An 18,742-nucleotide genomic window follows, 5' to 3' on the forward strand; every position below is an offset into this window, starting at 1 on the left:
CCGGGCCGTCCCCCCGGCCGTCCCCCGGCGGTCCCGGCGGCGGTCCCGGCGGCGGGGAAACCGGGTGCGGGGCGGCGGGTGGGTCTGCGAGCATGCGGGGCATGTCGTACGTGCTCACGCCGCTGATCGTCCGCCACGCCCGCCGTCTGCCCGTGCCGGAGGGCGGGGCCGGGGGAGAAGGGCAAGGGGCGGTGGTGGCGCGGCAGTTCGATGCCGCGTTGATGTCGGTGGGGTTCAAGCTGTCCGGGGAGCTGCTGGAGCGGCTGTCCGGGCTGCCGGGGGCGGAGGCCGGGCGGCTCGCCGAGAGCGGGCTGGCCGCCGTCCGGGAGCTGGTCGGCGACCACGTGCAGCACAACGCGTACTTCGTGGACTTCCCGCGCAACGTGCCGGACACCGAGGAGTTCTGGCGGGAGTTGCTGGCCCGCACCGCGGGTGCCGAGGAGGGGGAGGCCGGGCTCGTCGGGGTCGACCTGCTGACGCTGGACGGCTACGGCGTGTACCGGCACGGGTACGCCGAACTGCTGGCCGCGCACCGGGAGTTGATCGCCGGTGCGGGCGACCGGGTGACGGTGCTGCACCTCGGCGGCACGCCCGAGGAGGAGGCCGCCGCGCTCTACCTGGCACTGGCGGGCAGCACCACCCCGCTCGGCGAGCAGGCGCTGCGCGACCTGGCGGAGCTGGCCCGGCACTGCGCGGACGGCCTGCAGCCCGCCGCGATACCCGTCCGGGAGAACCGGGCCACCGTCAACGCGGCCCGGCTGCAAGCCGGTTCGCCGCTGCTCGTGGACACCGTCACCGACGTGCTGCGCACCGCCTGCGCACTGTCCGGCGGGGACGTGACGCTCGCCGCGCCGACCAGGTTCGGCCCGCTGCCGCGCCCGGTACGCCGGGCCCTGCTGGCCGCGCTGGACGGGCTGGTCGCCGCCGCCCCCGGCAAGCTCGCCGACGTGCTGCCGCACCGCGAGCCGTTCAAGCGGCTCGGCGAGCGCCTGCACCCGCACGAGTACCCGAAGTGGCCGCACGCCGCCGAGGTGTTCGCCGTCGCCCGCGGCACGGCACAGGTCCGCGGTACGGCGGGCCGGGTCGAGGACCTGCTCGCCGCCGGGGAGGTCGCCGCCGCCGCCGACCTGCTGGCCGCCGCCGCCCCCGGCAAGCTGCTGCGCGCCCTGGACCGGCTGCTGCGCACCGCCCGCACCGAGCGGGACCGGGCCGCGGTGGCCGCCGCCGCCGAACGCGCCCTGCCCGCCGCGTCCGGCCGGCTGCTGCTCTCGCTGCGCGAACACCTGGGCAACCGGACCGGGGCGGGCCCCGAACGGCGGGTCTTCGTCAACCGGTACGCCCGCAGCCACGTCACCGCGGACCACCGCCCGCCGCTGCCCGCCGCCGAACGCGAACGCCTGATCGCCGCCCTCGACGCCGAGACCGTCCGCCGCCTGCCCACCGACCGGCCGCCCCGGCTGCTGGTCGACCCGGAGGTCCTGGACGTCGCCCTGCCGCTGAGCGGCAACGCGAGCGCCACCGGGATCGGCGTGCTGCCGCGCGGCTCGGTGCAGCCCGTCCGGGGCGAGCTGCTGCGGTTCTTCGTGTACTGGAAGCAGCGCGAGCGGCGCACCGACTTCGACCTGTCCGCGCTGATCCTCGACCGGGACTACGGCGACCCGACCTGGCTCTCGTTCACCCGGCTCGGCTCCCTGGTGGGCGAGCACTCCGGGGACGTGGTCGAAGCGCCCGACGGCGCCTCGGAGTTCATCAACCTGCGGCTGCCGTCGGTCTCCGGCGCGTTCGTCGTGCCGGAGGTGAACGTGTACGAGGGCGAGGGCTTCCAGGAGGTCGAGGAGTCCTTCTTCGGCTGGATGCTGCGCGAGGACGAGCAGCAGGGCCGCCCGTTCGAACCGCGCACCGTCCGGATGAAGTCCGACCTGCGCGGCGCCGGACGGGTCGCCCTGCCGCTGGTGTTCGAACGCCGGGAGGACGGCCGGTGGTACGCCCGCTGGCTGCACGTCCACCTGCGGGGCGAGCCGTCCGCCAACCAGGTCGAGGGCAACCGGGGCACGGTCGCCGACCTGCTGCGGGCCGGCGTCGCGCGCAGCTACCTGACGGTCCGCCACCTGATCGGCCTGATGGCCGCGAACGGGGCGGAGGTCGAGACCTGGGACGGGCGGCTCCCGGACGGCCCGGTCACCTACCTGGGCCTGGAACGGCCGGACGGCCTGCCGGAGGGCTCGGTGGCGATCACGCCGGAGAACCTGCGCGACCTGATCCCGGCCTGAGCCCGGCCTCATCCCGGCCCCCGACCCGTTCCGTTCCGTTCCAAGGCCGGGGGAGGGGTCAGGCCGGGCGGACGCGGTCGCCGATCCCGGGCTGCGCCGCGAACCCGGCCGCCCGGTAGGTGGCGACGCCGCCGACGTTGGAACTCGGCGTGCACACCCGCACGCTCGACGAGCCCAGCTCCCGCAGGGCGGCCGCCCCGGCGAGGGTGATCGCCCGGCCCAGGCCGCGGCCGCGGTGGTCCGCGTGCACGCCCATCGGCTCGACCAGCCCCGGCCGGCCCGGGCCCGCCGACCACACCGTGACCACCGCCGCCGCGCCGCCCCGCCGGTCGAAGACGCCCAGGCAGCGGGCGTCCCGGTGGTAGGACGGCCCGGCCGACATCGCGTGCCAGTACGCGGCCGAGGGCCGCGGGGTGGCGAACGCCGACCGCAGGACCTCGGCGAAGCCCTGCGCCCGCTCCGGGCCGATCACCTCGACCGGCACGCCCGGGTCCTCCACCGGGGCGGCGAGGTCGCGGAACAGCGGCGTCCAAGGCTCGTCCAGGCCCCAGCCCCGTTCGGTCAGCAGGTCGTGGAGCAGCAGGCCGAGCGGCGCCTCGACGGACACCCGGCCGGCCGGCAGCACGCCGCGTCCGGGCCGGGAGAGGTCGTCGGCGAGCTGCCGGGCCAGCTCCTCGTCCCGGAAGGTGCCGGGGGCGGCGGTCATCCGGAACACCGTCGGCGAGTCCTGCATCCCGACGGCCAGGATCCGCCCGTCCCGGATCCACGTCCGGACCACCGCGGCCGTCCCGGCGGCGCCGAAGCGGTGGTTCCAGCCGAGGTCCCCCGGGTGCAGCTGCATCGGCGCCCCGTCGTCCTGCCACTCCCGCAGCGCGTCCATCGCCCCGCGCGTCCCCTCGGGGCTCGGCGTCCCCGGCACAATCGTCATGGGCGGGAGCACACACCCCGACCCGGCGGTCCGCAACCCGATTGACGGCCCGTCGGCAAGGAGGGGTCAGGGCCGGGGTGGGTCCGGTGGCGGAGCAGGGGCGGGCTCAGGGGCGGGGAAAAGCGGGTGACCCGGGGGTGGGGCGGGTGCTACCGTGGCGGCTCGGTGAGGCCATGGACGGGCTTCCTTCTCCTTTCGTATGCATAACGACTCCAGTCCGTCCGCTTTCCTCGCCGTCGACTCCGAGCCGGGGCGCCCATGACGGGTGCCCCGGCTCGCATCGTCGACGGGGCGTCAGGAGGGGGCGGGGTCAGGGCTGTTCGGCGAGGTCCGCCTCCAGGGCGCGGGCCGCCGCCTCCAGCACCGCCACCAGCGACTGCAGCCGGTGCGGGTCGTAGCGGACGCCCGGCATCGACACCGACAGGCCCGCCACCGCCGTGCCCGCCGCGTCCCGGACGGTCACCCCGACGGCGACCAGGCCGCGTTCGGAGCGCTCCCGGTTGACCGCGAAACCGGCCCGCCGCAGCCGCTTCAGCTCGGTCCGCAGCTGCGGCAGGTCGGGCCGGTCGCCGGGCCGGTCCCGGTAGCGCTCGGGGGCGTAGGCCTCCTCCAGCTGCTCGTCGGTCAGCTCGGCGAGCAGCAGCAGCCCGGCGGTGGTGCGGTGCGCGGGGAAGACCATGCCCTCGCGCGAGCCGACCCGCAGGGTCTGCGCGGACTCCACGCTGGCGATGAACCGGGCGGTGTCCCCGGCCCGGACGATCAGGTTCACCGTCTCGTCCAGCACGTCCACCGCCCGGCGCAGGTGCGGCAGCGCGGCCGGGCGCAGCCGGGAGACCAGCGAGCGGGAGTGCGCGGCCAGCTCCAGCACCGGGCCGGCCCGGTACGTCCGGTCGTCGTCCTGCACCGCGAAGTCCCGGTAGACCAGCATGCCCAGGATCCGGTGGGCGGTGGAGCGGGCCACGCCCAGGCGTTCGGCGACCTGGGAGACCGTGGCCCCGCCCTCCAGCTGCAGCATGGTCGCGGCCCGCAGCGCGTGGTCCACGCTGGCGATCGGGTACGGCGGCGGGGTCTTCAGCGGCTTGTCCACGGCGGGGCCTTTCGGTGACTGTTCTGCTCTGAAGAATCTACCCGTTCTCCTGGGCGGGACGAGGCACGCTGAGCCCGTGATCGAGTCCACTCCCGCCCCAGACCCCGCAACGGGCTCCCCGGTCCGGCTCCAGGCCGTCGCCGCGGCCGGGCAGCCCGAGGTCACCCCGGCGCTCCACGAGCTCTACCGGGGCTTCGAACAGGAGCTGCTCGTCCCGCTGTGGACCGAGATCGGCGACCTGATGCCCGCCCACCCCCGCTCGCACGCCGCCCCGCACCTGTGGCGCTGGCAGAAGCTGCGCGAACTCGCCGCCCGCGCGGGCGAGTTGGTCCCGGTCGGACGCGGCGGCGAACGCCGGGCCATCGCGCTGGCCAACCCCGCGCTCGGCGGCCGCCCGTTCGCCACCCCCACCCTGTGGGCCGCCGTCCAGTACCTGATGCCCGGCGAGGACGCCCCCGAGCACCGCCACACCCAGCACGCCTTCCGCTTCGTCGTCGAGGGCGAGGGCGTGTGGACCGTGGTCGGCCGCGACCCCGTCGCCATGCGCCGCGGCGACTTCCTCCCGCAGGCCGGCTGGAACTGGCACGCCCACCACAACGCCACCAGCGAGCCGATGGCCTGGATCGACGGCCTCGACATCCCGTTCCAGTACGCGGGCGAGACCCAGTTCTTCGAGTTCGGCCGGGACGGGATCTCCGAAGCCGAACGCGCCACCCCCGACCGTTCCCGGGCCGAACGCCTCTGGGGCCACCCCGGCCTGCGCCCGGTCGGCGCCCCCCGCCCCGGCCCCGGCAGCCCGCTGCTCGCCTACCGCTGGGAGCACACCGACCGGGCCCTTGCCGACCAGCTCGCCCTGGAAGCCGAGGGGTTCGGCGGCACCGTCGAACCCGGCCACGCCGCCGTCCGGTTCACCGACCCGGCCACCGCCGGCGACGTGCTCCCCACCCTGCGGGCCGAGATGCACCGGATCGCCCGCGGCGCCGAGACCGCCCCCGTCCGGGAGACCGGCTCCTCCGTCTACCAGGTCTTCGACGGCTCCGGCACCGTCACGGTCGGCGAGCGCACCTGGACGGTCGCCCGCGGCGACCTGTTCACCGTCCCCTCCTGGCAGCCGCTCTCGGTCCGCTCCGAGGCCGGCGGCACCGACTCCGACTCCGGCGCGCTCGACCTGTTCCGGTTCAGCGACGCCCCGATCTTCGAAGCCCTGCACCTGCAGCGCACCCACGTGGAAGGAACCACCCGATGAAGCTCGCCACCCTCCGCACCGGCGGCACCACCCGCGCCGTCCGGCTCGACGGCGACACCCTGACCGACCTCGGGTACCCCGACCTCGGCGCGCTGCTCGCGGAGGACGACTGGGCGGGGACCGCCGCCGCCGCGACCGGGGCGACGTACCCGATGGCGGGCGCCGAGTTCGCACCCGTGGTGCCGCGGCCCTCCAAGGTGGTGTGCGTCGGCCTCAACTACCGCAACCACATCCAGGAGATGGGCCGCGACCTGCCCGAACACCCCACCCTGTTCGCCAAGTTCGCCGACTCGCTGATCGGCGCGGGCGACGACATCCTGCGCCCCGCGGAGACCGCGGAGTTCGACTGGGAGGTCGAACTCGCCGTCGTCATCGGCAAGTCCGCGCGCCGGGCCCGCGGCGAGCAGGCCGAGGCCGCGATCGCCGGGTTCACCGTCCTCAACGACATCACCTGCCGCGACTGGCAGTTCAGGACCCGCGAGTGGCTCCAGGGCAAGACCTGGGACTCCACCACCCCCGTCGGCCCGTACCTCGTCACCCCCGACGAACTGCCCGGCGGCGTCCGCCCCGCGCTCGACGTCACGCTCACCGTCGACGGCGAGACCATGCAGTCCGACAACACCGGCGACCTGCTCTTCGACCCCGTCGCCCTGGTCGAGTACGTCTCCACCGTCATCCGGCTCAACCCCGGCGACCTGATCGCCACCGGCACCCCCGGCGGCGTCGGCCACGCCCGCAAGCCCGCCCGCTACCTGAGCGGCGGCGAGACCGTCGTCACCGAGATCCAGGGCCTCGGCCGGCTGGAGAACCGCGTCGTCCCGGACGGCGGCGCCGCGTGAACGCCCAGACGCCCGCCGGGGCCGGGAATGGGCGGCGCTCGGCACCCGGCTCTTCCTCGCCGCCGCCGAGGACTTCGGCCCCGCCGAGTACGCCGCCCCCACCCCGCTGCCCGGCTGGAGCCGCGCCCACCTCGCCGCCCACCTCGCCGCCAACGCCGACGCACTCGGCAACCTGGTGCACTGGGCCGCGACCGGCGAACCCACCCCGATGTACGCCTCCGCGGAGGAACGGCTGGCCGGCATCGAACGCGGCCGCGCCCTGCCCGCCGCCGAACTCACCGCCTGGGTAAGGGAATCCGCCGAGCGGCTGACCGCCGGCCTGGACGCCCTCACCCCCGAGCAGTGGCAGGCCCCCGTCACCACCGCCCAGGGCCGCACCGTCCCCGCCGCCGAACTCCCCTGGCTGCGCGCCCGCGAAGCCTGCGTCCACGCCGTCGACCTGGCCGCCGGCACCGCCTTCGCCGACCTCCCGGCCGGCTTCCTGGCCGCGCTCTGCGAGGACGTCCTGGCCAAGCGGGCGGCCGCGCCGGGCCCGGCACTCACCCTGCGCACCCCGGACGACAGCGCCCGGTGGTACCTCCCGGGCGAGGGCGAGAGCACTTACGTGACGGCCGAACTGCCGCTCATCACCGCCTATCTGACTGGGCGTCAGCACATTGAGGGCGCCCCGCCTCTCGGCCCCTGGCTCTGACACCCCGGCCCCGTCCTCCCACGCCCCTCCCGGGCGTGCACGTGCCTCCCCGTGCCTTCCCGTGCCTCCCCGTGATGTCGAAAGAAGCAGCCCATGAACCCTCCCACCACCCCTGACGTGCTCGTCGTCGGCGGCGGCATCGGCGGTCTCGCGGCCGCGTTCGCGCTGGCCCGCAAGGGCCTGGGCGTGCGCGTGCTGGAGCGGGCGAAGGAGTTCGGCGAGGTCGGGGCGGGGCTGCAGATCGCGCCCAACTGCACCCGGATCCTCGCCGACTACGGCCTGCTGGACGAGGCCCGCGAGCTGGGCGTGCTGCCCGACGGGATGGTGATGCGCGACGCGCTGGACGCCCGCGAGCTGACCCGGCTCGACCTGCGCGACCTCGAACGGCGCTACGGCTACCCGTACTTGGTGATCCACCGCAGCGACCTGCACGGCATCTTCCTGCGGGCCTGCCGGCGGGTCGGGGTCGAACTGCTCACCGACCGCACCGTGGTCGACTACCGGCAGGACGGCGACGGCGCCCGGGCGGTGCTGGCGGACGGCAGCACGGAGCGGGCCCCGCTGGTGATCGCCGCCGACGGGCTGCACTCGGTGGCGCGCCGCGAGCTGGTCGGCGACGACGTGGTCAGCTCCGACTACGTCGCCTACCGGGCCGCCGTCCCGATCGAGCAGGTCCGGGGCAACGGCGTCGCCGAGCACGACGTCACCGTGTACGTCGGCCCGCGCTGCCACTTCGTGCAGTACGCGCTGCGCGGCGGCGAGATGTTCAACCAGGTCGCGGTCTTCGAGTCGCCGAAGGCCAAGGCGGGCGACCCCGACTGGGGTACCCCCGACGAACTCGACGCCGCGTTCGGGGCGACCTGCGACACCGTCCGCACCGGCATCCCGCTGATGTGGCGCGACCGCTGGTGGCAGATGATGGACCGCGACCCGGTGGAGACCTGGGTGCACGGCCGGATCGCCCTGCTCGGCGACGCCGCGCACCCGCCGCTGCAGTACATGGCCCAGGGCGCGATCATGGCGATCGAGGACGGCTGGGTGCTCGCCGAACACGCCGCCCGGCTGACGGGCGAGGGCGGACTCCCGCAGTGGGACGCCGCGTTGGCCGCCTACCAGGACGTCCGGGTGGAGCACTGCCGCCGCGTCCAGACCACCGCCCGGAGCTGGGGCGACCTGTGGCACCTGGACGGCGAGGCTCGGCTCCGGCGCAACGCGGTCCTGCGCGAACGGGCCGCCGACGACTACGCGTTCACCGACTGGATCTACGGCCCGACCGCCCTCACCCCCGACCGGGAACCGCCGATGTTCACCCCCGTCCCGCTGGCGGGCGCGCGCCCGGAGGAACGGCCGGCCCGCTGACCGCCCGACGGCGTGTCAGCGGGAGGTGCCAGGATGCCCGGATGGGAGAGACCATCACCTACGTGCGGGGCGACGCCACCGCGCCGCAGGGCAAGGGCGTGCGGATCATCGCGCACGTGTGCAACGACCTCGGGGGCTGGGGCAAGGGGTTCGTGCTGGCGCTCTCCCGGCGCTGGCCCGAACCGGAGGCCGCGTTCCGCCGCTGGCACCGGGAGCGGGCCGGCAACGACTTCGGGCTGGGTGCCCTCCAGTTGGTGCAGGTCAGCCCCTACCTGTGGGTGGCCAACCTGGTCGGCCAGCGCGGCACCCGCACCGCCCGCTCCACGGGCGTCCCGGTCCGCTACGAGGCGATCGACGCCGCCTTGGCCAAGCTGGCCGCCGAGGCCGAACGGCTCGGCGCCTCCGTCCACATGCCGCGGATCGGCTGCGGCCTGGCGGGCGGCAGGTGGGAACGGGTCGAACCGCTGATCACCGCCCGGCTCACCGCCCGGGGCGTACCGGTGACGGTCTACGACCACGGGTGAGCGGGGTCCGCCCCCGGTAGCAGCGGCCCTCCGGTAGCGGCGGCCCTCCGCCCGCGGCGGCCCTCTTCCGCCGCGGGCGGATCGGCGGGACGCTGGGGGCGCGCCGGGTGTTCGATTCGACGGGCCCGGGGCGGGGGAGGGGGAATCGTGGACCTGCGTCAGCGGGTGGTGCGGCGGAGTCCGTTCGTGGTCTGGACGCTCAACGGACTGGCCGCGGTGTCGGCGCTGCTGTTCGTGCACACCATGGTGCGGCAGAACCTGTCGGCGGACGGGCAGCGGGACTGGCCGTGGTCCTGGCAGCTGCTCGACGCGCAGAGCGCCACCGCCGCACTGATGGCCGGGATCGGGGCGATCATCGCCCGGGCCCAGTTCGCCCGCACCGTGCAGCCGCTGCTGGGCAGCCGGGCCTGGCCGGGTACCGGGCACGCGCCCGACGGGGCGCTCGCCTGGACGTGCCACCTGGTCAACAGCGGCCAGAGCGCGGTGGTGGTGGTCTCCGTCGAGTACTGGATCGACTTCGGCGTCCCCGCGCCCTCCGCGGAGGAGCCGACCGGACCGGCGCCGAGCACCGGCTGGACCGACCGGGCCGGGGCGATCGCGGCCGTCGCCCCGTACGGGCTGCGCCCCGGCACGGACTACCGGCTGGCCTCCATCAGCCCGAACAGCGTGTTCGGCGGCGAGAGCAACTGCCTGCTCGGCTGGCTCACCGAGCCCGCGCTCGTGGTGGTCCGGGACCTGTACGTGCGGGTCACCGTCCGCGACCGGCTCGGCGACCTGCACCAGCGGGCCATCTCCTGCCTCACCGACGCCGACCGCCCGCTCACCCACGCGGTCCCCGACCAGCTGTAGCGGCCGGCCACCGGCCACTTGCGCGTGCGGCATGCCCGGGGGCCCGTCCCTTGCGCGTTCCGGGAGGGTGTGTGCCCCGTGCGCATGGCAGCCGTACGGTGGCCCCATGAGCCACCCGCACACCCCCGCCCCCGGCCACGGTCACCAGCACGGCCACGGTCACGACCACGACCACGGCCACCAGCAGCACCGGCACCCCGCCGAGGACGACGCCGCGCAGGCCGAGGTCCTCGACCTGGACGCCGAGGTGCTGGCCGAGCACCTCGCCGCGATCACCGCCTGGCTGCCGCTGGACGCCGAACCGCGGCACGTCGTCGACCTCGGGGCCGGCACCGGCGCCGGCACCTTCGCCCTGTTGCGCCGCTTCCCCGAAGCCCGGATCACCGCCGTCGACGCCTCGCCCGGCCACCTGCTGCGCCTGCGCGAGAAGGCGCACGCCCTGGGCCTGGCGGGCCGGATCGCCACCGTGCAGGCCGACCTGGACGGCGCCCACTGGCCGGACCTCGGCACCCCCGACCTGGTCTGGGCGTCCGCCTCGATGCACCACCTGGCCGACCCCGTCCGGGCACTGCGCCAGGTCCGCGACCTCCTCGGCCCGGACGGCGTGCTCGCCTTGGTCGAACTGGCCGGCTTCCCGCGCTTCCTGCCGCCCGACGCGCCCGCCGAGCGCCCCGGCCTGGAGGAGCGCTGCCACGCCGCGACCGACCGCCTGCACGCCGAGCACGTCCCGCACCGGGGCGCCGACTGGGGGCCGATCCTGACCGCCGCCGGGCTCACCGTCACCGGCGAACGCGCCGTCACCGTCGACATCGCCGCCACCGAGCACCCCTCCGTCGGCCGCTACGCCCTGGCCACCCTGCGCCGGATCCGCTCCGCCGCCGCCGAGACGCTCGACCCCGCGGACCTGGCCGCCCTCGACCGGCTGGTCGACGCCGACGGCCCGGACAGCATCGCGCTGCGCCCGGACCTCGCGGTGCGCACCGAACGCCAGGTCTGGGCCGCCCGCCGCTGACGCGCACCGCCACCGCGTGGTCCGCCGGGGTCCGCCGGGCTCTGCGGGTCCGTTGCTCGGGGCTCAGCCCCGGGCCCGGGGCCGCTCGTACAGGGCGCGGCCGATCCGGCGGCCCAGCAGCAGGTGGGCCAGCAGGGCGCCGAGTGTGTTCAGCAGGACGTCGTCCACGTCGAAGGCCCGGCCCTCCACCAGCAGGCCCTGCGCCGCCTCGACCGTGACCATCACCAGCGCGGTCAGCGCGGTCGCCGCCAGCACGCTGCGCAGCCGGGGGAACAGCACCGGCAGCAGCACCCCGAACGGCGCGCCCAGCAGGACGTTCCCGCCGACCTGCTGGACGGCGGCCCGGACGGCGGGCTGGTCCAGGTAGCCCCGCAGCGAGGCGCCGAGGTGGAAGTTGGGGTGCACCAGGTCCCGGGCACCGGGCTCCGGTACCAGCGTCACCCGGGCCAGCGCGACCGCGAACACCACGGTCAGCGCCAGCCCCGCCAGCAGGATCAGCCACCGGATCAGGAAGGAGAACGGCCCGCGCCGCTGCATGAACGCCGGCCTGGTCCGCTCGGCCCGCGCGGCACCCGTGGACGCGGGTGCCGCCGGGACGTCGCCCGACGCCGCCGGGGCGCTCCCGGGCCTCCACGTCCGCCAGCGCTTCCAGTCCCGTGCCGACGGCCGGCCGCCCGCCGGCTCCACGTCCACGGCCGCTGCCTCCTGCTGTCCGGCTCCCGCCGAAGTGGTCCGCGCCCTGCCCACTGTCGAGGCCCTCCCGTTCCCGCGTTCCGCTCCCTGCCCCCGTGCCCCCGCCGGATACCCGGTGGCCGCGCTCCCATGCCGTGCCGACCGGCGCGGGCGGGTGGCTTCCGGCCGGTCGGTGCGGCAGACTCGCCGCATGGTTTCCCTGGTGCAGAACGTGGCGATCGACTGTGCGGACGCCCATGGACTGGCCCGGTTCTGGAGCGCGGTGACGGGCCGTCCGGTCGACCCGGACAGCGGGCCGGGCGACCGCGAGACGCAGGTGACCCTGGCCGACGGGCTGGTGCTCTACTTCAACCAGGTGCCCGAGGCCAAGACGGTCAAGAACCGGGTCCACCTGTGCCTGCGCCCCGACACCGCCCGCGACCCCGAGGTCGACCGGCTGCTCGCCTTCGGCGCCACCCTGGTCGCCGACCGCCGCAACGCCGACGGCACCGGCTGGGCGGTGCTGGCCGACCCGGAGGGCAACGAGTTCTGCGTCCTGCGCGGCGCCGCCGAGCGGGCCGCCACCACCGGCTGACGGCAGGCGGCAAGGCGGCAAGGCGGCAGACGGCAAGGCGGCCGGGGCCGCCCCTCCCGCACGGAGGGGCGGCCCCGGCCGCCGGCCGGTTGCGGCCGGGCTGGGGTCGGGCTTACGGGTAGGCGACCAGGTTGGCCACGTTGGTGGTGGAGTTGGACGGGCCGCCGGTCGCGTTGATGACGTGGGCGATGGTGCCGGTGCCGCCGAGCGAGACGGTCACCATGTCGTGGAAGCGGACGGTGGAGCGGTTCGGGACCTCGAAGGAGTGCTCCTCGACCACGGCCGGGTTGACGTTGAAGTAGGCGTAGGAGCCCAGCCCCCAGGCCTCGTGGGCGGTCACCGAGTCGGCGACCTTGTAGGCCGGGTAGCCGCGGGTCGAGCCGTTCGTCCAGGCCGCCTGGTTCGGCGGGTCGTACGGCAGCTCGTTCTGGAAGAAGTAGGTGCGGCCGTTGTTGCCGTTCCAGATCACCTGGGTCTGCTGGTAGTGCTCGACGAACAGGCCGTACATGGTGACGTCGTTGCCGTTGACGACCAGCCCGTTCGCGGCGGTGTTGCTGGTCCAGCCCACCCCGCTGCCGTGGTCCGCGCGCCACAGCCACATGTGGTCGCCGATCACGTTGTTGGAGTTGACCACCAGTGACTGGGTGGCCTTGCCGACGCCCGCGCCGCCGATCCGGAAGAACACGTCGTGCAGCGAGGTCGGGTCGGCGCTGTGGTCGGCGGACGAGCCCGCCGCGCCGATCTGCATCAGCACCGGGGAGTTGACCGTCCCGGCGTCGATCAGCAGCCCGGCCAGCTTGACGCCGTCCACGTCGGCGACGTTCACGGCGGTGACGCCGTTGTCCGGGACGAGGGTGGCCAGGCCCAGGCCGAGCACCACGGTGTCGGCGCGGTTGACGTTCAGGGTCTGGTTCAGGTGGTAGACACCCGGCGTGAACAGCAGGTTCTTGCCCTGCGCCAGCGCCGCGTTGATGTCGGCCGCGGTCGCGCCCGGCTTCACGATGAAGAACTGGTCGATCGGCAGCGAGCTGCCCTGCTGCGCGCCGCCCGCCCAGCTGGTGCCGGAGGTGTTGGTGCGCAGCGCCGGGACGAACACCTTGTAGGCGCCCGCGGAGTCCACGTACAGGAAGGGCTTCTCGCGCACCACCGGGGTCTGGTTCACGGTGGTGTAGGGCGGGTTGGGGAAGGAGTTGGCGGGCGCGTTGACGTCGCCGACGAACACCATGTTCCAGTTGGAGCCCGTCCAGCTGCCCCACTGCGCGTTGCGCGACAGCCACTGCTGCTGGGAGCCGGAGCGGACCTGGCCGTCGATCTTCGAGTCGGCGATGAAGCCGCCCGAGGACCAGCCGCCGTCGTCCAGCTGCAGGTTGCCGCGCACGTGCATCCGGCGGTAGGGCGCGGCCTGGGAGACCGCCCAGCGGTCGGTGCCGCCGGTCGGGTTGACCGACAGGTTCTCGGCGGAGCGCCAGAAGTTCTGCGTCGCGTTGCCCTGGAACCAGTCGGCCTCGGCGTGCACCGCGCCGTTGATGGTGACGTCGTCGGGGGACAGGCCGAGGCCCGCGACCTGGGTGTAGAAGCCGACGTTGGCGTCCACGTTGTAGCTGCCCGGCTTGAACAGCAGGGCCTGGCGCTGGGTGCCGAACTGGTTGGTCTCCTGCTGCGAGAAGACCGCGTTCAGCTTGGCCTGGACGGTCGCGGCGGGCGTCGACGGGTCGAAGACGGCCACGTTCGGCCCGAAGTCGGGCGTGCCGGGCGGGTTCGTGACGGTGCTCCCGAAGGTGAAGGACTGCGCGGCGGTGCCGTTGCAGGCGTACTGCTGCAACTGCACCGCGTCGGCGGTGGAGGCGCTCGGCACGTCCAGGCACTTGCCGCTGTTGCGGTTGACGAAGTGGTAGGCGCCGCCCGCCTCGGCGACCGCCTGCCACTGCTGGTTCAGGCCGCCGCCGTACGTCCACAGCTGGACCTTGGCGGCGTCGGCGGTGGAGACGTCGACCACGTCCAGCACCTTCGACGTGTCGTTCTGGTTGTTGATCCGGACGTACCCGTTGCCGAGGTCCTGGACCTGCCACTGCTGGGCGGTGGTGCCGTTGCAGGCGTACTGCTGGACGGCGGTGCCGTTGGCGGTGGCGGCCGCGGCGGCGTCCACGCACTTGCCGGAGTTCTGCGCCACCAGGGTGGTCGCCCCGGTCGGGACGGCCGCCAGAGCGGCGGGGGCGGGGGAGAGCAGCACCGCCGAGGAGGCCAGCAGGCCGGCGGTCGCCGTCAGCGGGAGGAGTGACTTTCGACGCATGGGGGTTGCTCCTTTCTCAGGAAGCGGGGTCGGCGGGTCGTCAGGCGGGCAGGTTCCACTGCTGGTTGGCGCCGCCGAAGCAGTCCCAGACCTGCAGCCGGGTGCCGTTCGCCGAGGACGGGCCGGTGGCGTCCAGGCAGCGGCCGGAGGCCGGGTTCACCAGGGTCTTGTTCGACTGCGCCTGCCACTGCTGGGCGCCGGTCCCGTTGCAGTCGTACAGCTGGGCCTGGGTGCCGTTGGCGGTGCCGCCCGAGGTCAGGTCCAGGCACTTGCCCAGGGCCCGGACCGTGCCGTCGGTGCCCACCGTCCACTGCTGGGCGGCGGTGCCGTTGCAGTCGTAGAGCTGCACGGCGGTGCCGTTGGCGGAACTGGCGGCCGCCACGTCCACGCACTTGCCGCCGTAGCCGGTGATCTGCCCGGTCCGGCCGCTCGGCGGCGGGGTGCTGCCGCCGCCGGTGATCGCGTTGAAGGTCTTCGAGAACTGGTACGCCGACTGCGGGGTGCCGCTGCAACTGTCGGACAGCGTCCCGGTGCTGGCGCACGCCTTGTCCCGGCCGACCGCCCAGAAGGCGAGCAGCTGGATGCCCTTGGACGCGGCGAAGGACTCCAGGGTCTGCGCGTTGGCGGTGGAGAACACCTCGGAGGTGGTGTCGTTGACCCCGATCATCGGGGTGTTGCCCTCCATCGCCCACAGCTGGTCGGAGGTCTTGGAGGTCCAGATCTGGCCCAGCTGGGTGTGCAGGCCGTTGGCGGCGCTGATCGCGGCCTGGCCCATGTCCATCGGCGAGCCGTAGTCCATCGTCATGATGTTGACGGCGTTCACGGTCAGGCCGCGGCTCTTGGCGTTGTTCAGCAGGCTGATCGAGTTGGATTCGAGTCCCGAAGGGCTGACCGGCAGCGTGTAGTTGACGTCCAGGCGCTTGCCCGCGGCCGCCTGGGCCTGCTGGAGCTGGGCCAGCGCCTGGTTGCGGCGGTCGTTGGCGGCGGTGTCGTTCAGCGCGCCGCCTTCCACGTCCAGGTCGATCCTGGTCAGGTTGAGTGCGTCCACCACCCGCTTGTACTGGGCCTGGAGGGTGGAGACGCTGGTGCACGCCTGGCCCAGCTCGGTGCCGGAGGCGCCGCCGAAGCTGGCGATCACGTCGCCGCCGGCCGCCCGGTGCGCGTTGATCGCGTTGGTCCAACCGGCGTCCGTGATCGAGGTGTTGCCGTTGAACGTGGCGTTGCAGCTGCCGTCGCTGATCACGAAGGCCAGGGTGACGTACTTCAGCCCGCCGCTGTTGCGGGCGTCCGCCAGGGTGTTCGGCGAGTTCCAGGTCTCCAGGTACGGCGCCGCGTAGTGCGCCGGGAAGCCGGGCCCCGCGTTGGCGGCGGCCGAGGCCGGACCGGCGCCGGCCACCAGCAGGCCGGCCACCGTGGCGGGCAGCGCGACGGCGGCCGCGGCAGCGCGCAGGGCCCTACGGGAACGGGCGTGGGAACGGGCGCGGGAACGGGTGCGGATCAAGGCGGCTCCTCGTGGGGGAGAACGTTCACTCGTTCAGGTAGTGAACGCGAAGCGATGCCTGAGGGAGCGTCCGGAGCGGTCCGGGCAGGGCGGAACGTCCCCCTGACGGGGGATCGACGTGGTGGTGGCCAACAGCCCTGCCGGCTTTGGTCTGGACCTTTTTCAAGACGTGAAGTTAGGGGTGTCTGCGCGACCACGTCAACCCCTGTGCGTACAGGAGTCGAAGGACGTGTGCGGAACGGGACGGCGGTTGACCGCCGCGCCGGGGCGTCCTGTTCGTCCGCACCATGGCCGCCTGCGAACAGGGCGCCGCGGACGGCTCCTGACGGGCCGTCGGGCCGGGGTGCGGGAGCGGGGCTGCGGGGTCAGCGGAGCGGGCCCCGGTTGAGCAGCAGGTTCCGGCGTTCGGACAGCGTCATCGGCCGGGGGTGCAGGACCGTCAGGGCGGCGTCGGCCTCCCCGGCGGCGGTGAGGTTCGCGGCGGCCGCCGCGACGGACAGCGGGGACAGCCGCCCGGCCTCCCGGAGCAGGACCTCCAGCCGCCCGTGCTGGCCCGCCCGGCGGAACCCGGCGACCAGGTCGGGGAACTCCGCGGACGCCCGGACCGCCGGGGCCAGGCAGACCAGCCGCTCCGCGACCGCGAACTGCCCGGCGGCGTGGAACGCCGCGACCACCGCACCGAGTTCGGCGGCCGGCCAGGCCCGGGCGACCGTCGTCACCAGGTCGTCCGGCGAGATCCCCGGGTGCCGGACCTGGTGCAGCGTCGGCAGCCACTCCGCCCGGAACCGCTCCGGGCCCGACGGCCGGGACCGGATCCACTCCAGGAACGCCGCCTCGTCCGCGACCCCAGCGGCGGTGAGCGCACCCACCGCCGTGACGACCGCCGCGAACGGCGGCACCCCCGGTCGGGCCGCAACCGCCCGCATCCCGCGGGCCAGCCGGACGAGCAGCGCGGCCCGCTCCGCCTCGACGGCCCGCGTGCGGTGGGCGAACCGGGCGAGCAGTGCGGCCCGCTCCGTCTCGACGGGTGCGACGTGCGCGACGGGCGCGGCAGGCGCGGCGGGCGCGGCCGAGGGCGGTGCCGGTGCCGGTGCCGGTGCGGCTGCCGGTGCCGGTGCCGGGTACGGGAGTTGCGGGTCGAGGGCTTCGAGGGCGGCGGTCAGCATGGTGAGGCGCAGGTGCTGCCCGGCCGCGCGGAGCCCGGCGAGGAGGGCGGGGAGTTCGGCGGTGGTGCGGCGGGCGGGAATGCTGCGGACGATCTCGTTGGCGAGCCGGGGCAGCCGGGCGTCCTCGTAGGTGGCGAGCAGCGCACCGATCCCGGCCGCCGGCCAGGCCCGGGCCACGGCGTCCACCCAGGCGGGGGACTGGTAGCCCCGGCCGTGCCGGGCCAACAGCTGCTCGGGCAGAGGGAGTTGACCGGCGGCGTCCAGTGTCCGGATCCAGTCGACGTACGTCGACTCCCCGGCGTGCGATCCGGGCTCCGGGGCGTGAAGCGGGGTCGTGACGGCCGTCGGCGGGAGCGGTCGGGTGTCGGTCGGCGGTGCAGGGGCGGGCAGCGGTGTCGGGGTGGGTAGCGGGAAAGTCGCGGCGGTCGGCGGGGTGGCCGGTGCGGGTGTCGGGACGGTGGCGGCGGTCGGGAACCGGGGCGCGTCGGTCGGGAACCGGGGCGCGGCGGTCGGGAACCGGGGCGCGTCGGCCGGGACGGTCGTCGGCCAGGGAGTCCGCGGTCCGCGACTTCCGTCCCCGCTCTCGATCCCGTTGCCGGTGGCGAGGCCGCGGAGGCGGTCGGTGACCTCGGCGGCGGAGCGGGGGCGGGCGGCCGGGTCCTTGGCGAGCAGGTCGAGGACCAGCCGGTCGAGGGCGGGCGGAACGGGGTGGAGGGACTCGGGGCCGGGCGGGCGCGGGGGCTCGGCGAGGTGGCGCATCATCAGCGGGACCGGGTCCCCGGCGCCGAACGGCGGGCGGCCGGTGAGGAACTCGAACAGGACGCAGCCGAGGGCGTACAGGTCTCCGCGGTGGTCGCCGGAGCGGCCGTGGAAGCGCTCCGGCGGCATGTACGCCATGGTGCCCATCACCCGGCTGTGGGTGTCGGACCGTCCCTCGTGGTGCTTGGCGATGCCGAAGTCGAGGATCTTCAGCCGGCCGTTCCGGGCCAGGAACAGGTTGGCGGGCTTGAGGTCCCGGTGGACGACCTGCGCGGCGTGCGCGAAGGCGAGCGCGTCGCAGAGCTGGAGCGTCCAGTCGACGGCCTCGGCGACCGGGGGCGGTCCGTCCGCGCGGAGCCGGACGGCCAGGTCGGTGCCGGTGAGCAGCTCCATCACCAGGTAGACCGTGCCGTCGGGCTCCCGGCCCAGGTCGTGGACGGTGACGATGCCGGGGTGGCCGAGCCCGGCGGCGAGCCGGGCCTCGTTGAGGAACAGGTCGGTGCCGCGCGGGTCGTGCAGTTCGGTGTGCAGCAGCTTGACGGCGACCCGGCGCTGCAGCGCCACGTCCCACCCGTGCCAGACCTGGCCCATCCCGCCGCGCCCGATCAGCTCGTCCAGACGGTAGCGCGCGGCGAGCATGCGTACGGCGGCCAAGACTTCCTCCCCGGTCATCCCGACCGGGCCGCGCCGGGGCGCAGGACGGGCCGCGCGGGCCGGTCTGCCCCGGAATCTACCAGCCGGACCCGGCCCCGGACCCGGCCCGTCCCGGGACCCCCGGCGGGCCGGACGCCCGCTTCGGCCTCGGTCGCGGCCCGGTGCGCCACCGGCCCCCGAACGGTGAACACGCCCGGGGCAGGACCGGCTCCCGCCCCGCCCCGGCCGGGACCGCGGCTCCTTCGCCGCCTGCGCCCCGCAGCTGCGAGCCGAGCCACCTCGTCGGCCACTCGCGGAACC

At 75.0% G+C, this 18,742-nt stretch carries 14 protein-coding genes and 1 pseudogene; 9 read left to right on the top strand and 6 right to left on the bottom strand.

From position 1 onward, the window contains the following. Positions 1–101 precede the first annotated feature (101 nt). A complete protein-coding gene (locus EDD39_RS35075; RefSeq protein ID WP_123564053.1) occupies positions 102–2,270 on the top strand; it encodes a TerD family protein in 2,169 nt (722 codons plus the stop codon). Positions 2,271–2,328: 58 nt separating this feature from the next. Here the strand turns inward: EDD39_RS35075 and EDD39_RS35080 are convergent, their stop codons facing one another. Together EDD39_RS35080 and EDD39_RS35085 are read right to left on the bottom strand one after the other, a co-directional pair. Then, a complete protein-coding gene (locus EDD39_RS35080) occupies positions 2,329–3,198 on the bottom strand; it encodes a GNAT family N-acetyltransferase (protein WP_123563642.1) in 870 nt (289 codons plus the stop codon). Positions 3,199–3,508: 310 nt separating this feature from the next. Further along, on the bottom strand, positions 3,509–4,285 hold the full coding sequence (locus EDD39_RS35085; protein ID WP_123563643.1) for an IclR family transcriptional regulator: 777 nt from the start codon (positions 4,283–4,285) through the stop codon (positions 3,509–3,511). A gap of 76 nt (positions 4,286–4,361) precedes the next feature. Here EDD39_RS35085 and EDD39_RS35090 point away from each other — a divergent pair, with 76 nt between their 5' ends. The 7 genes and pseudogenes from EDD39_RS35090 (at position 4,362) to EDD39_RS35120 (ending at position 10,805) form a co-directional block, all read left to right on the top strand. After that, positions 4,362–5,531, top strand: coding sequence for a cupin domain-containing protein (locus tag EDD39_RS35090; protein WP_123563644.1), 1,170 nt, complete (start codon positions 4,362–4,364; stop codon positions 5,529–5,531). After that, positions 5,528–6,370 (top strand): fumarylacetoacetate hydrolase family protein, encoded by an 843-nt coding sequence (locus EDD39_RS35095; protein ID WP_123563645.1) that lies wholly within the window; start codon positions 5,528–5,530, stop codon positions 6,368–6,370. The genes EDD39_RS35090 and EDD39_RS35095 overlap by 4 nt, the downstream gene beginning before the upstream one ends. 52 nt (positions 6,371–6,422) lie before the next feature. After that, a pseudogene (locus EDD39_RS35100) lies at positions 6,423–7,061 on the top strand (maleylpyruvate isomerase family mycothiol-dependent enzyme); the annotation flags it as partial. Between the two features lie 93 nt (positions 7,062–7,154). Then, a complete protein-coding gene (locus EDD39_RS35105) occupies positions 7,155–8,420 on the top strand; it encodes an FAD-dependent monooxygenase (RefSeq protein WP_208765743.1) in 1,266 nt (421 codons plus the stop codon). A gap of 41 nt (positions 8,421–8,461) precedes the next feature. After that, positions 8,462–8,944 (top strand): macro domain-containing protein, encoded by a 483-nt coding sequence (locus EDD39_RS35110; RefSeq protein WP_123563646.1) that lies wholly within the window; start codon positions 8,462–8,464, stop codon positions 8,942–8,944. Positions 8,945–9,091: 147 nt separating this feature from the next. Next, on the top strand, positions 9,092–9,793 hold the full coding sequence (locus EDD39_RS35115) for a hypothetical protein (RefSeq protein ID WP_123563647.1): 702 nt from the start codon (positions 9,092–9,094) through the stop codon (positions 9,791–9,793). Between the two features lie 106 nt (positions 9,794–9,899). Further along, a complete protein-coding gene (locus EDD39_RS35120; protein ID WP_123563648.1) occupies positions 9,900–10,805 on the top strand; it encodes a class I SAM-dependent methyltransferase in 906 nt (301 codons plus the stop codon). 63 nt (positions 10,806–10,868) lie between these two features. Here the strand turns inward: EDD39_RS35120 and EDD39_RS40460 are convergent, their stop codons facing one another. Continuing rightward, a complete protein-coding gene (locus tag EDD39_RS40460; protein ID WP_244257468.1) occupies positions 10,869–11,498 on the bottom strand; it encodes a VanZ family protein in 630 nt (209 codons plus the stop codon). A gap of 190 nt (positions 11,499–11,688) precedes the next feature. Between EDD39_RS40460 and EDD39_RS35130 the strand changes: the two genes are divergently transcribed. Then, complete coding sequence (locus tag EDD39_RS35130; protein WP_123564055.1) at positions 11,689–12,072, top strand: VOC family protein; 384 nt, start codon at positions 11,689–11,691, stop codon at positions 12,070–12,072. A gap of 112 nt (positions 12,073–12,184) precedes the next feature. Here the strand turns inward: EDD39_RS35130 and EDD39_RS35135 are convergent, their stop codons facing one another. The 3 genes from EDD39_RS35135 to EDD39_RS35145 form a co-directional block, all read right to left on the bottom strand. Further along, positions 12,185–14,362, bottom strand: a complete 2,178-nt coding sequence (locus EDD39_RS35135) for an RICIN domain-containing protein (protein ID WP_123563650.1) — start codon at positions 14,360–14,362, stop codon at positions 12,185–12,187. 40 nt (positions 14,363–14,402) lie between these two features. Beyond that, positions 14,403–15,863, bottom strand: a complete 1,461-nt coding sequence (locus tag EDD39_RS35140; RefSeq protein ID WP_244257469.1) for a chitinase — start codon at positions 15,861–15,863, stop codon at positions 14,403–14,405. Positions 15,864–16,228: 365 nt separating this feature from the next. Then, positions 16,229–18,442 (bottom strand): serine/threonine-protein kinase, encoded by a 2,214-nt coding sequence (locus tag EDD39_RS35145; protein ID WP_162870317.1) that lies wholly within the window; start codon positions 18,440–18,442, stop codon positions 16,229–16,231. Positions 18,443–18,742 lie beyond the last annotated feature (300 nt).

Source organism: Kitasatospora cineracea (assembly GCF_003751605.1).
Taxonomy (GTDB): domain Bacteria; phylum Actinomycetota; class Actinomycetes; order Streptomycetales; family Streptomycetaceae; genus Kitasatospora; species Kitasatospora cineracea.

Excerpts from the sequence above, each read along its gene's own strand:
- EDD39_RS35135 (WP_123563650.1), bottom strand. The coding sequence starts at position 14,362 with ATGCGTCGAAAGTCACTCCTCCCGCTGACGGCGACCGCCGGCCTGCTG.
- EDD39_RS35110 (WP_123563646.1), top strand. The coding sequence starts at position 8,462 with ATGGGAGAGACCATCACCTACGTGCGGGGCGACGCCACCGCGCCGCAG.
- EDD39_RS35105 (WP_208765743.1), top strand. The coding sequence starts at position 7,155 with ATGAACCCTCCCACCACCCCTGACGTGCTCGTCGTCGGCGGCGGCATC.
- EDD39_RS35120 (WP_123563648.1), top strand. The coding sequence starts at position 9,900 with ATGAGCCACCCGCACACCCCCGCCCCCGGCCACGGTCACCAGCACGGC.
- EDD39_RS35095 (WP_123563645.1), top strand. The coding sequence starts at position 5,528 with ATGAAGCTCGCCACCCTCCGCACCGGCGGCACCACCCGCGCCGTCCGG.
- EDD39_RS35080 (WP_123563642.1), bottom strand. The coding sequence starts at position 3,198 with ATGACGATTGTGCCGGGGACGCCGAGCCCCGAGGGGACGCGCGGGGCG.
- EDD39_RS35075 (WP_123564053.1), top strand. The coding sequence starts at position 102 with ATGTCGTACGTGCTCACGCCGCTGATCGTCCGCCACGCCCGCCGTCTG.
- EDD39_RS35130 (WP_123564055.1), top strand. The coding sequence starts at position 11,689 with ATGGTTTCCCTGGTGCAGAACGTGGCGATCGACTGTGCGGACGCCCAT.